Origin of the sequence: Mycobacterium bulgaricum (assembly GCF_041287165.2) — a bacterium.
Classification (GTDB): Bacteria; Actinomycetota; Actinomycetes; order Mycobacteriales; family Mycobacteriaceae; genus Mycobacterium; species Mycobacterium bulgaricum.
On record NZ_JBGGKV020000004.1, the window covers coordinates 212,122 to 225,488 of the forward strand.

Below are 13,367 nucleotides of genomic sequence, written 5' to 3' on the forward strand. Positions count from 1 at the left end.
AGTATACGCGCGGCGATCAGCAGCAGCGGGCGCCCGGATTGGCGTCGGCTGCGGCATGACGGTGCCGCCAGTACTCGCGCTCCGACATCGCCTCTCCGTCGGCGTGGGTCCTGGCGTGGTGCTCGAGGTAGCGCTGATAGTGGTTGTCGCCCATCAATGACTTCCAGTACCACCCGATCTGACCGAGGGCCTGGCGTGCGCGTCCGGTCGTGCGTCCCATTGTCTCTGCACCTCCTTCTCCGCCTTGGTCATCACCATGCCCGACGGGGCGAACATACGTGACGGCACCGGGGCGTCTTCGCTGAGCGGATTGCCGGTGCCTCGAATGGCTTTGAGCGCCACGATCACCCCGGCCACGAACACGATGACAACGAGTACGGCAAAGATGATCGACAGCGTGCCTTGAATGAAGGTGTTGCGGATGACGGCGTCGAGCTGGCCCGCATCCTTGGCCGCCCCGAAGCTGGTCTGTCCCGCGTCCTTGGCGTTGCGGTACTGGAAGTGCTGGGTCCAGTACCCGACCTTCGGATCTCCGGAGAAGATCTTCTGCCATGACGCCGTCATCGTCACGGTGAGATCCCACAGCAGCGGAATCCCCGGTATCCACGCCCATTTCAACAGACCGCGTTTGATGATCACCACGGTCACCACCGTCAGCGCGATGGCGGCCAGCAACTGGTTGGCGATGCCGAACAACGGGAAGAGGGTGTTGATGCCGCCGAGCGGGTCGGTGACGCCCATCAGCAGGATGGACCCCCACGCGGCGACGACGATCACGCTGCAGATCCACGCGCCGACGCGCCAACTGGGATTCTGCAATTTCTTGAGTGGTCCGCCGAGATTGCCGAGCCCGTCGGAGAGCATGAAGCGCGCGACGCGGGTGCCTGCATCGACGGTGGTCAGGATGAACAGGGCCTCGAACATGATCGCGAAGTGGTACCAGAACGCTTTGAGAGCTTCGCCCCCGAACACCTTGTGCAGCACCTCCGACATGCCGAAGGCCAGCGTCGGAGCACCACCGGTGCGGGACACGATGGAACTCTCGCCGACGCTCCTTGCGGCATCGTCGATCTCCTGCGCGGTGATCGGGTCACCCGAGAGGCCGAGTCCGTTGACGTAGTCGGCGGCGGTCTGAGCGGTGGTCCCGGTCGACGCCGCCGGGGCGTTCATCGCGAAATACAGATGCTGGTTGAGGATGGCCGCGGTGATCAGCGCCATGATCGCGACGAAGGACTCGGTCAGCATGCCGCCGTAGCCGATCAGCCGCATCTGGCTTTCTTTTTCGAGCAGCTTCGGGGTGGTGCCCGATGAGATCAGCGCGTGGAAACCCGACAGCGCACCGCATGCGATCGTGATGAACAGGAAGGGGAACAGGGATCCGGCGAAGACCGGTCCCGTGCCGCTGCCGGCGAACGTCGAGATCGCCGGTGCCTCCATCACGGGACGGGCCAGCAGGATGCCTACCGCTAGCAGCGCGATGGTGCCGACCTTCATGAACGTCGACAGGTAATCGCGCGGAGCGAGCAGGAGCCACACCGGCAGCACCGACGCCGCGAGGCCGTAGATGATGATGCACCACGACAGGGCCACTTTCGACAGCGTGAACCACTCCGTGCCCCACGACGTTTCGGCCACCCATCCGCCCGCCACGACGGCGAGCAGCAGCAGCACGACGCCGATCAGCGAGACCTCCGAGACGCGGCCCGGACGCAGGAATCGCAGATAAAGTCCCATGAAGATCGCGATCGGGATCGTCATCGCGATCGAGAAAACTCCCCAGGGGCTTTCCGAGAGTGCGTTGACGACGACCAGCGCGAGCACGGCGAGCAGGATCACCATGATCACCAGCACGCCGACGATCGCCGCCACGCCGCCGACGACACCGAGCTCGTCACGCGCCATCTGTCCCAGCGACCGGCCCCGGCGCCGCACCGAGATCGACAGCACGAGGTAGTCCTGTACACAGCCGGCGACGACCGCGCCGATGATGATCCAGATGGCACCGGGCAGGTATCCCATCTGGGTCGCCAGTACCGGGCCGACGAGCGGCCCTGCCCCGGCGATCGCGGCGAAGTGATGCCCGAAGAGCACCCTTCTGTCGGTGGGCATGTAGTCGGTGCCGTTCTCGAAAACCTCTGCCGGCGTGGCATTGTCGTCGCGCGGCTTGACGACCTTCATCTCGATCAGCCGGGCGTAGAACCGGAAGCCGATCACATAGGTGCAGATGGCTGCGATGACGAACCAGACGGCGTTGACAGTCTCACCGCGGAACAACGCGATCATCGCCCACGCGATCGCACCGAACACGGCGATGATCGCAAAAATGATCTTGTGCTTCGTGGTGATCGGTGAGCGGTCGATGATCGCGACCGGCGGAAGCTCTTTGTCCGTCCGGATATAGGTGACGTCGCCGTCGACCTCTTCGAATCGTTCCGATGACGCGGCGGTGGGTGTGGCCATGATCGCTCAGTCTCTCCCTCGTCGGCTCGACTGTGTTTTCTGCCTTGACCGATACTGTCACCGGTCGTTCACAGGATGTGCAGAAACCCCGTACTAAGGGTCAGTTGGCGCGTTCGTAGTGGGCGCGCACGGTGTCGATGGTGTCGGCCTCGGCAGCCGTCTTGTCGTCGCGGTAGCGCAGGACCCTGGCGAAGCGCAGCGCCATACCGCCTGGATAACGCGTCGAGGTCTGCAAGCCGTCGAACGCGATCTCGACGACCTGCTCGGGCCGCACCTTGACGACATAACCGTCGGTCGAGCCGTCGGCGATCTCGAGGAATCGGTCGGTCTGCCACGCCAGCATCTCGTCCGTCATGCCCTTGAATGTCTTGCCGAGCATGACGAAACCGCCCGTCTCGGGGTCGCGGGCGCCGAGGTGGATGTTAGAGAGCTTGCCGGTCCGCCGGCCCGAACCCCACTCCACGGCCAGCACCACGAGGTCGAAGGTGTGAACGGGTTTCACCTTGAGCCAACCGGCACCGCGCCGGCCGGCCTCGTACGGTGCTGTGGGGGATTTCGCCATGACCCCTTCGTGGCCTGCGGCCAGGGTCCTGTCGAGGAAGTCCTGCGCGGTCCCGGGATCCGACGTGACCACGCGGTCGACGCGCTGGGTGGCCGGCACGATCGCGTCGAGTTTGGCGATACGGTCCGCGGCAGGCAGATCGAGCAGGTCGACCCCGTCGACGTGCAGGATGTCGAAGAAGAACACCGACAATTTCTGGCTGTGTTCTGAGGCATTTCCGCCCCGGCGTCCGAATCGACTCGCGGTGATCTGGAAGCGGTGTGGACGTCCGTCCGCCCGCAGCGCGATCGCCTCGGCGTCGGCGATCAGATCGGTGACCGGAAGAGCCAGTGTCGCCTCGACCACCTCGGGCAGGCGTGCGGTGACGTCGTCGAGGCTGCGCGTGAAGACCGATACCGTATCGCCGCGGCGATGGATCTGCACTCGGGCCCCGTCCAGCTTCGCCTCGAACATCGCGGTGCCGCCGAGACGTTCGACTGCGTCGGCGACACCGGTCGCGGTCTGTGCCAACATCGGTCCGACCGGTTTACCTGCCTGCAGGGTGAACTGCTCGAGGGCGTCCTCCCCTCCGGCGAGCCCAGCAGCCGCGACCGCGGGCAGATCGCCGCCCAGCATGGCGGCCCTGCGGACCGCGGCGGCGGGTAGCTCGGCGGACTTGGCGACGGCGTCGACCATGACGCCGATGAGCGCGCCCTGGCGCAGCTCCCCGGTGAGCAGCCGACGGAGAAAAGTCTGTTCGACGTCGGTCGCCGAGGCGAACAGCGCGGCGAGTAGTTCCGTACGCCGTGCCTGCGAACCCTTGCCCGCGATGCTGCCGATCTCGCCGAACGTCGCATCGACGTCGGCAACCGCCAGCGACGGTTCGGCGGCGGCGTCCGGTACGGAGCGCAGCGATGCCCAGCCGACCCCGATCTGGCGTTGCGTGAGCTCGCCGGAAAGCCATGACACCACGACGCGGACATCGTCCGGGTCGTCGGCCAATCGCAATAGGTCGGCGATCCTGGCGATCTTCGCCAGACGCGCGGACGTCGCTGCAACCTCCGAGGAAGCGCGGGCGACATCGATCAGCAGCACCTCACCACCCTGGCATGGGCCACCGACACGTCACTTGACGGCGAAGGTGATGGAATGCCAGCCGGTCGCTCCGTCGGGTACCGGGTCGACCCGTTCGGAGGTCTGCGTGTAACCGGAGTTGTCGGTGGCGCGAACGGTGATCTTGTGGAATCCCGTCTCCCGCGCCTCCCAGGGAAAGCTCCATAGTCGCCAGGTGTCTCCGGAGTAGCTGTCACCCAGCAACGCCTGCTCCCAGGGACCGTCGTCGATCTGCACCTCGACGTTGCGCACCCCGCGGTTCTGCGCCCAGGCGACGCCACCGAACGTCACCGGTCCGACAGCGACGTCCTCGCCGCTGCGGGGGACGTCGATGCGCGACTCCGTCTTGATCGGACCGCGCGGGGACCAGCCCAGCCGCGTCCAGTACGCCTCCGCACGGTCGAAACGGGTCACCTCGAGGTCGGTCACCCATTTCGTCGCCGAGACATACCCGTACAACCCGGGCACCACCAGCCGGGCGGGGTAGCCGTGCTCGACCGGCAGGGGCTCGCCGTTCATGCCGATCGCCAGCAGGGCGTCCTCGCCGGTGAGCGCCTCGACCGGAGTTCCGGCCGTCCACCCGTCGACCGACATCGACAGCACCATGTCGGCGTCGGACTGCACACCTGCCTCGGCCAGGATGTCCTTCACGCGGTACCCGGTCCAGGTCGCGGTCGAGATCAGCTCACCCCCAACGGGATTGGAGACACACGTCAGCGTCACCACCTTCTCGACGACCTCGAACCGGTCCAGGTCCTCGTAGCGCAGGGTGACCTCGCGATCGACCATGCCGTGGATCCGCAACTGCCAGTCGGTGCGGCTGAGCTGGGGTACCGACAGCGCGGTGTCGATACGGTAGAACGCGTCGTTGCTCGTGACGAACGACGGCAGCGTAACCCCTTGCGGCTGCACGGTTTCCGGAATGGGCGGTGCCGCCCTGTCGACCCGCGGTAGTGCGAACGCATCGCGGTCGCCTGCCACCGACGACGTCAGCCGGCTGATCACCACGCCGGCCACCCCACTGGCCACGCCGGCGCCGAGCAGCCCGAGCGTCACCAACGAGAGCCGCCTGCCCCGGTCCGTGCCGGCCTCGTCGCGGGCGTCGTCGAATCGTCCCGACACCAGCAGACGCAGGACCGCCACCCCGCACGCGGCGCCGACGAGGGTCGGAACCACGTCGACGAGTGTGGCGCCCGCGCGGGAGAGCACCGCGGCGCAGCCGAGGCCGGCGGCCGCCACGATCACCGTGCTGCCGATCGGTCTGCGCCGTGACTCCGCCATCCCGGCGAACGCGGCCAGGACGGCGATCGTCACCAGCACCATGACGGAGAGGAAAAGCTTGTCCGCGGTGCCGAACGTGTCGATGGCCCACTCTTTGACGGGGCCGGGGGTCAGCTCGATGACCGAGGAGCCGACGGCGGTGCGCACGTCGGCGGTGGGGCCGAATGCGGCCCCGACCAGCTGGGCAACGCCGACCGCGACTGTCGCGGCGGCGATGCCGCCCATTGCTCTGGCGCCCAGCGAGGTCATGCTGCCAAATTACCGCCGCGGCGAACCCGAAATCCTTACCGAAAGGTGTCATCGGCTAGGTTGCAGATGAGCTTTACAGATCATCCGTGTATTGGAAAGTTGGCGAAAGGGAGCAGATGGAGATCGAGGGCAAGAAGGCCATCGTCGTCGGCGGTGCGTCGGGCTTCGGGCGGGCGACCGCGGAGGCGTTTGCCAAGCGCGGTGCGAGCGTGGCGATTCTGGATCGCCCGCAGTCCAAGGGCAAGGAAGTCGCCGATCAGATCGGCGGCACGTTCCACGAGGTGGACGTGACCGACTTCGACGGCACCGAATCGGTGATCAACTCGGCGGTCGAAGCCCTCGGGGGGTTGCACATCGCGGTGACCACGGCCGGTGGCGGCGTCGGCGAACGAACCATCAAGAAAGACGGCCCGCACAGCCTGGACTCCTTCCGCAAGACCGTGGACCTCAACCTGATCGGCACCTTCAACGTCAGCCGCCTCGCCGCATGGCACATGTCGAAGAACGATCCCGTCGACGACGAGGCCGAAGAGCGCGGCGTCATCATCAACACGTCCTCGATCGCGGCCTTCGAAGGCCAGATCGGGCAGGTGGCCTACACCGCGACGAAGGCCGCGGTCGCAGGCATGTGCCTGACGATGGCGCGCGATCTGGGCAGCCTGGGCATCCGCGCACTCGCCATCGCGCCGAGTCTGTTCGCGACCGGTCTCACCGAGGGGATTCCCGATGAGTTCGCGTCGGTGCTCACCAAGGATGCGGCGTTCCCGAAGCGTCTCGGCAAGCCGGAGGAGTACGCCAAGCTGGCGCTCGCCATCGTCGAGAACCCGATGCTCAACGGCCAGTGCCTGAGGCTGGACGCCGGGCAGCGCTTCGCCCCCAAGTAGTCAGGGGAATCGGGCGCGCTGAGCGACGCGCAGCGTCCGCAAGCGCGCCCGATTCGTTCGGCGTTGTCGCGACGTAATTTGCGAACGGCCGGTCGCAGAACCTGACACGATGGCGGTATGCCAGTGGAGGTGACGCTGTCGGATACCGAACAGGATGCGCTGCAGGATTGGGTTCGCCGAATCCGGATCGGGACGTCGGTCACGGACATCGAGCCCCTGACGGGCGGTTCGCAGAACATCGTCGTGCGCCTGAACGTAGACGGGAATCCGATGGTGCTGCGTCGTCCGCCGCCCCACCCCCGGCCGACGAGCGACAACACCATGCGACGCGAGATCGCGGTGCTGCAAACGCTGAAAGGCACCGACGTGCCCCATCCGCGACTGATTGCCGGGTGCGACGACCTCGACGTGCTGGGGGTGGTCTTCTACCTGATGGAGGCGATCGACGGTTTCAATCCGGGCACCGAGGTCGACCAGGCCTACGTACGCGACGCAGGGATGCGCCGCCGCGTCGGAGCCTCCTACGCGGCGAGCCTCGCCGCCCTCGGCAGAGTGCCGTGGGAAGGCAGTCCGCTGGCGGCCATCAAGCGGCCGGGATCCTTTCTCGCGCGCCAGGTTCCGCAGTTCATGCGCCTCCTCGAGAGTTACCGGCACGAGAACTACGCGCCCGAATCGTTCCCGTCGGTGCACGTGCTGGGCGAATGGCTCGACACGCAGCGGCCCGACGACACCGAGCCGGCAATCATGCACGGGGACTGCCATCTGAACAATGTGCTGCTGCGGCGCGACGTCCCGGAGTTGGCGGCCTTCATCGACTGGGAGATGTGCACGGTCGGTGATCCGCTTCTCGATGTGGGATGGATGTTGGTCTGCTGGCCCGACGGACCCAACCCGATCGATGCAGGGTCGGAACTGGCCGCGCTGGGTGGGCTCGCGACACGGTCGGAGCTCATCGATGCCTACCTGGCCGCCGACGGTCGCCGCACGTCGCGACTCGACTGGTACATCGCGATGGCCTGCTTCAAACTCGCGATCGTCATCGAGGGCACGTGGTCGCGCTACCTCGCCGGACAGGCCAGTGCCGAAGCGGGGGAGCGCCTACACGCATCAGCGGAGAATCTCATCGAACTCGGAACGCGAGTGTCGAAGGGCGACAACCCTTTTGTGTGACCGGAGCCCGATCCTCAATGCAGATAGGTGTCGTAGCCGAGCTTGACGGCGAGCGCGATGCCCGCGATCCCGACGGCGATCCGCATCGGTTTGTCGGGCGTATGCCGCACGACCACCGGGCCGAGCCTGCCGCCCAGCAGGCAGCCGAGCCCGAGCGCGATGACGGCATGCCACTGGACGGGGGCGACGACGACGAAGATCAGCGCCGCAACGCCGTTGGCGGTACCGAGCACGACGTTCTTCGCGGCGTTGGCATGTGCCAGAGTCTCGCCCCCGATGCGAAGGAACAGCGCAAGCAACAGCACGCCGGCCGCGGCGCCGAAGTAACCGCCGTAGATGCAGACGGCGAACACCGCGATGCCCTGCACGGCGAGCGCGAGGCGCGGCCGCTCTACGCGTCCGTCCCGGCGGGGCCGCACGGGGAGGACGATGGCCATCGATGCGAACGCCAACAGCGCCGGAACGACCTTCTCGAATCCCTCGTCAGGGGTGGACAGCAGCAGAACCGCCCCCGCGATTCCGCCGACGGCCGCGAACGGCAGGATCCGCTTCAGAAACGTTCCCTGCCCGCGAAGTTCGGGCCGCGACCCCCAAATCGACCCGACCCCGGTGAAGACCAGCGACACGGTGTTGGTGATGTTGGCGGTCACCGGCGGCAGGCCCGTCAGCAGCAGAGCCGGGTACGTCGCCACCGAAGCCAGACCCGCGATGCTGCCGCAGAGCCCACCGAGGATTCCGGCCGCGAACAGCAGCACCGCTTGCGACCAAGACACCCGGCACAGTCTGCACCCCCGTGCTCGCCGAGGTGCGGCGGGCAGACCGCGCGAACCCCGCCGGCGCGGACCGACGGGGTTGGCGCGACAGCGGCTAGACGCGCGGCGGGTTGACGGTGCCGGCGTTCGGGTTCACGCGGACGTCGGTGTCCCTGCGACGCTTCAGGCCGGCGAGCCCGACGAGTCCGAGCAGCCCGGCGAGGCCCCACAGGCCGGTGTTGTCACCGTCCTCCTGCTCGACCTCCTGGGCGACGACGGTCGTGGTCGCGGCCGGGACGGCCGTATCCGTGGCGCTCGCGATGCCGGTGCCGCCGAACAGCAGGGCCAGGGCTGCCGTGCCGATGATGAATGGTTTATGCATGTTTTCCTCCCGTAGTGCGGAGCGTCTGCTTCCGCGAGCAATCGATAGCCCGCAGGGATACGGCTAAACCTTATTTGCCAAACTTTGGCGAAACTCGCGTCCCGCGCTCGTGAGAAGCGATGTTCTACCAGCGTTTTCAGACCATACAACCGCATTGTGGCCAAACATGTTCTCGCACAGCGGACTCCGTGATCGTTTTCCGGACCGTCGTGGGGGTTGCGTACCGTACGAGCAGTTGGCGATCTTGACAGCCCAAAGCGCGAGTTTGCTGCGCTGACATGCGCCCGGAGCGGGGCAAAAAGGAGGTTTCTCACTGAAACAAGGCTGCCGCGCGCAACGCGCGTGCATAACTATTTGCATGCGCCCGCAGTGCGGTCTAGCATCGCTGACGTGCCGAGGCGACTCGTAGTAGCAACCCGCAGCGGGGTCTGATCCTGACCGACCCCCCGCTGTGGGTCGTCGCTACACCGTCGGTCGCTTCTCTTCGGATCAGAAGGCCGGCACATGAACTCTCCAGTCGCCACCACTCCACCGCCCTCTTTCGCGGCCCACGTGAACGGCAGGCTGCCGCGCGCCCTGCGCGAGTCGGCCGAGGCGAAGACCTTCGACGAGTTCGTCGACGAGTACGCGCCGTCGGCGGGTCCGTTGAGGCTGGGGCAGTGGGACTGCACCGACGGCGAGCGTCCGTCGAGCCGACTCGGCCCGCAGGCCCGCAATTACCAGGCGACGCTGGCATTAGGTGACACCATCGGGACCTCGCGGGCGGCGGCATGCGGGCCCGTGGCGGCGTTGACCGAGATGCTCCACGCACGAGGGATTGCCGTCGAGATGATCGCGTTCCACCAACTGCCCGCGGGCGAGCACACCGCAACCTTCATCCGCGGCAGCCGCGACGGCAGCGATCAGTGGGCGATGGGATGGTCAGCCGACCCCACCGACTCGGCCCTGCGGGCGGTTATCGCCTGCGCCAACCGATTGCTGGCTGCCTAGACACCACGTCCGGTGACACCGAACAGGTGCTTCCGGCGATATGCGGCGCTGCGTCCACCGAGAGCATCCGGATGCGCGACCTTGACGGTGGGTCTCTCACCGAAGCACCGCTGTTTGGGCCACGGGCTTGCACGGGAGGGCTTAGCGTGAATTCAGCCCCGAGCGGCAGCCAGGACGAACCAGGAAAGGCGTCGTGCGATGGAGACGAAACAGGCCGAGCCGCCCGCGGATACGTCCTTGCTGAAAGTGCTCGGCAACTGGGACGTGCTCGCCCTTGGCTTCGGAGCCATGATCGGTTTCGGCTGGGTAGTACTCACCGGCGACTGGATCGGTTCGGCCGGCACGTTGGGTGCTGTGCTCGCGATGACCGCCGGCGGTGTGATCATGGCTGTGGTCGGTCTGACCTACGCCGAACTCACCGCCGCGATGCCCAAAGCGGGCGGTGAACACAATTTTCTGCTCCGCGGCATGGGCCCCCGGTGGTCGTTCATCGGCTCCTGGGGCATCGTCGGCGGCTATGTGACCATCGTGGCTTTCGAGGCGGTCGCTCTGCCCAGAACGGCGCTGTACCTGTTCCCCGAGCTGAACCACATTCGGCTGTGGGAGGTCGCCGGCAGCGAGGTCCATCTCACGTGGGCACTGGTCGGCGCAATCGCGGCGGTCGCCATCACGACCGTCAACATCCTCGGCGTCAAACCGGCCAGCGTCGCCCAGACCTTCGTGGTGCTGCTGCTTCTGGTCATCGCCCTGCTACTGATCGTCGGCGCGTTCACCGGAGGGTCCGCCGCCGACATGCAGCCTCTCTTCACCGGTGGTGCGGCCGGCTTCTTCGCTGTCCTCGTCGTGGTGCCCTTCCTGTTCGTCGGATTCGACGTCATCCCGCAGTCCGCGGAGGAAGTGAACGTGCCGGCCCGACAGATCGGGCGCCTGGTGGTCGTCGCGGTGATCCTGGCGACGATCTTCTACCTGATCGTCATCGCGACCACCTCGTCGGCGATGCCTGCGAGTCAGCTCGCCGAGGCCGACATCGTCACCGCCGACGCGTTCGGTGACCTGTTCGGCAGCGATTTCATGGCCAAGATCCTGATCGCGGGGGGTATCGCCGGAATCCTGACGTCGTGGAACTCGTTGCTCCTCGGCGCGTCTCGCCTGATGTACTCGATGGCGCGGTCCGGCATGCTGCCCGCGTGGTTCGGCAAGCTGCACCCGAGGTTCCGGACGCCCGTCAACGCACTGTTGTTCATCGGCGGGTTGTCCTTCGTCGCACCGTTCTTGGGGGAGGCGATGCTCGGGTGGCTCGTCGACTCGGGCTCGCCGAGCATCGTGATCGCCTACCTGCTGGTTGCGGTCGTCTTCCTGATCCTGCGGCGCCGGGAGCCGGCGATGGACCGGCCGCTGCGGGTCGGCGGAAAAGGCAACGGAGGCCTACTGATCGGGGGCGCGGCGGTCGTGCTCTGTATCGGGTTGCTGAGCCTGTACCTGCCAGGGATGCCGGCATTCCTCGCCATCCAACCCTGGGTGCTGTTCGCGGCCTGGTGGGTGCTCGGTCTGTTCTTCCTCTTCCGTATCCCCACCGGCGTCGCGCCGGGAGAAGACGCCGAGCACCGATTGCTCGCCGCGCTGAGACAGCGCCGGCACTAGCGATCGCACACCTTCGGCGACTGGTCAGCCGCGGCGCCCCAGCGCCCACGAGCCGAACGCCACGGCGGCGGCGGGCACCCCGATCATCGCGGCGGCGCTCACCGGCTTGACGTCGTCGCGACCCAGCGCGCCTGCCGCGCCGTCGGCGACATCGCAGAGCAGACCCACCCGCGCCCAGGTGCGCCGCGTCGGTCCCGAAGAGGTCACCGTGCCCAGCCCGACCAACACGTCGCGCACGCCGAAGAGCCGCCACACGTAGCGTGCCTGCCCGTCCGGGTCCGAGAACCCGAACAGCTTGGCGGTCACCTCCGGTCGCGCCCAGGCCAGCGCGCCGATGCCGATCCGCATCGCGGCCAGCGCTACGACGCCGGTGTCGGCGACTCGATCGCGATGTTCGGTCATGCGGTCAGTGCAGCGGACGCAGGACGATCGGCATCCCGTCGACGGGCACGGCCATGCCGCCGTGGTCGTAGAGCGGGGTGTAGCCGGCGTGCGGAAGCTCCAGCCGGTACTTGCGGAGCAACCGGTGCATGACCGTCTTGATCTCCAGCTGGCCGAACACCATGCCGATGCACTTGTGCGCTCCGCCGCCGAACGGCGCGAACGCATACCGGTGCTTCTTGTGCTCGCTGCGGGGCTCGGCGAAGCGTGCCGGATCGAACTTCTCCGGATCCGTCCAGAGCTCGGGAAGCCGGTGATTCAGCGCAGGCCACGTCATGATCGCGGTGCCGGCCGGGATGAAGTAGCCCAGCAGCTCCGTATCACGTACGGCCTGACGGAAATTGAAGGGCAGCGGGGTCACCATGCGGAGGGCCTCGTTGATCACCAGGTCGTACGTCTCGAGCTTCTCGAGCGCCTCGATGTCCAGCGGACCGTCACCGATCCGCTCGGACTCTTCGCGGCAGCGGTCCTGCCACTCCGGGTTGGCTGCGAGGTGGTATGCCATCGTCGTCAGGGTCGACGTCGACGTATCGTGGGCCGCCATCATCAGGAAGATCATGTGGCTCACGACGTCCTGGTCGGTGAAGCTCTGGCCGTCCTCGTCCTGCGCATGGCACAGCACGCTGAACATGTCGGTGCTTTCCGAGCGCCGCTTCTCGGCGATCCCGGCGTTGAAGTAGTCCTCCAGCGTCTTGCGGGCGCGGATGCCTCTCCACCAGCTCAGCGGCGGCACCGGCTTGCGCACGATCGCATTGCCCGCGCGGGTGGTGGTGGTGAACGCCTCGTTGACCGTCGTCACGAGCTGCTTGTCGGTGCCGGCCTTGTGGCCCATGAACACGACGGAGGCGATGTCGAGCGTCAGCTCCTTGACCGCCGGATAGAACAGGAAGCGGCGGTCGTTGGCGACCCAGTCGTGCGCGATCACCGACGAGGCGACCTGATCGATGTGCTCCACGTACCCGGTGAGCCGGCTGCGGGTGAACGCCTCCTGCATGATCCGGCGGTGGTACATGTGGTCCTCGAAGTCGCGCAGCATGAGGCCGCCTTCGAAGAACGGTCCGATCACGGGGTCCCACGCGCGCTGCGAGAAGTCCTTGTTGCGGTTGGAGAACACCGCCTGGGTCGCGTCCGGGCCCAGCGCGCCCACGGCAGGCAGCACCTGCGAGCCCGAGTAGTAGATGGGTCCGTACTTGCGGTACTGGTGCAGGATGAAGTCCGGTCCACCTCGGAACATCTCGATCATGTGCGCCACGACCGGGAGTCCGTTGTCGCCCTTGACCGCCTTGAGGCCGCTGCCCGCGGGCGGCTCGGCGAGGATGATCTCGTCCCACTGCTTGTCGAGCAGGCGCTTTTCGATCGCGCCCATCCCCGGGATGGTCACCGGCGTCGGCTTGAGACGCCGTTTCGCCTGGTCGAGCAGATAATCCACCGTCGAGATCGCCGGCATCCGAGCACTCCTAAAA

At 66.8% G+C, this 13,367-nt stretch carries 12 protein-coding genes; 4 read left to right on the forward strand and 8 right to left on the reverse strand.

What is annotated here, in order from left to right:
• Positions 1-16: 16 nt before the first annotated feature.
• The 4 genes from ACAG24_RS14145 to ACAG24_RS14160 form a co-directional block, all read right to left on the reverse strand.
• Entirely contained in the window at positions 17-220 is a 204-nt protein-coding gene (locus ACAG24_RS14145; RefSeq protein WP_370472856.1) for a YbdD/YjiX family protein, read from the reverse strand.
• Positions 154-2,460, reverse strand: a complete 2,307-nt coding sequence (locus tag ACAG24_RS14150) for a carbon starvation CstA family protein (protein ID WP_370472857.1) — start codon at positions 2,458-2,460, stop codon at positions 154-156. Before ACAG24_RS14150 ends, ACAG24_RS14145 begins: the two co-directional genes overlap by 67 nt.
• A 100-nt stretch (positions 2,461-2,560) precedes the next feature.
• The gene (locus tag ACAG24_RS14155) at positions 2,561-4,096 is read right to left on the reverse strand and encodes an ATP-dependent DNA ligase (protein WP_370472858.1); all 1,536 of its coding nucleotides are present in this window, start codon (positions 4,094-4,096) and stop codon (positions 2,561-2,563) included.
• Between the two features lie 30 nt (positions 4,097-4,126).
• A complete protein-coding gene (locus ACAG24_RS14160) occupies positions 4,127-5,644 on the reverse strand; it encodes a molybdopterin-dependent oxidoreductase (protein WP_370472859.1) in 1,518 nt (505 codons plus the stop codon).
• A gap of 116 nt (positions 5,645-5,760) precedes the next feature.
• Here ACAG24_RS14160 and ACAG24_RS14165 point away from each other — a divergent pair, with 116 nt between their 5' ends.
• Positions 5,761-6,528 carry an SDR family NAD(P)-dependent oxidoreductase gene (locus ACAG24_RS14165; protein WP_370473076.1) on the forward strand — a complete coding sequence of 256 codons (768 nt, stop codon included), beginning with the start codon at positions 5,761-5,763 and terminating at the stop codon, positions 6,526-6,528.
• Positions 6,529-6,645: 117 nt separating this feature from the next.
• A complete protein-coding gene (locus tag ACAG24_RS14170) occupies positions 6,646-7,698 on the forward strand; it encodes a phosphotransferase family protein (protein ID WP_370472860.1) in 1,053 nt (350 codons plus the stop codon).
• 14 nt (positions 7,699-7,712) lie between these two features.
• Here the strand turns inward: ACAG24_RS14170 and ACAG24_RS14175 are convergent, their stop codons facing one another.
• Complete coding sequence (locus ACAG24_RS14175) at positions 7,713-8,471, reverse strand: sulfite exporter TauE/SafE family protein (protein ID WP_370472861.1); 759 nt, start codon at positions 8,469-8,471, stop codon at positions 7,713-7,715.
• A 94-nt stretch (positions 8,472-8,565) separates the two neighbouring features.
• A complete protein-coding gene (locus ACAG24_RS14180; protein WP_370472862.1) occupies positions 8,566-8,832 on the reverse strand; it encodes a WGxxGxxG family protein in 267 nt (88 codons plus the stop codon).
• A 504-nt stretch (positions 8,833-9,336) separates the two neighbouring features.
• Between ACAG24_RS14180 and ACAG24_RS14185 the strand changes: the two genes are divergently transcribed.
• Entirely contained in the window at positions 9,337-9,822 is a 486-nt protein-coding gene (locus ACAG24_RS14185) for a 2-isopropylmalate synthase (RefSeq protein ID WP_370472863.1), read from the forward strand.
• 198 nt (positions 9,823-10,020) lie between these two features.
• Positions 10,021-11,463, forward strand: coding sequence for an APC family permease (locus tag ACAG24_RS14190; RefSeq protein WP_370472864.1), 1,443 nt, complete (start codon positions 10,021-10,023; stop codon positions 11,461-11,463).
• A gap of 24 nt (positions 11,464-11,487) precedes the next feature.
• On the opposite strand, the gene ACAG24_RS14195 is transcribed toward ACAG24_RS14190, so the two are convergent.
• Positions 11,488-11,865 carry a DUF4267 domain-containing protein gene (locus tag ACAG24_RS14195; RefSeq protein WP_370472865.1) on the reverse strand — a complete coding sequence of 126 codons (378 nt, stop codon included), beginning with the start codon at positions 11,863-11,865 and terminating at the stop codon, positions 11,488-11,490.
• Positions 11,866-11,869: 4 nt separating this feature from the next.
• Complete coding sequence (locus ACAG24_RS14200; protein ID WP_370472866.1) at positions 11,870-13,351, reverse strand: cytochrome P450; 1,482 nt, start codon at positions 13,349-13,351, stop codon at positions 11,870-11,872.
• Between the last annotated feature and the right edge of the window lie 16 nt (positions 13,352-13,367).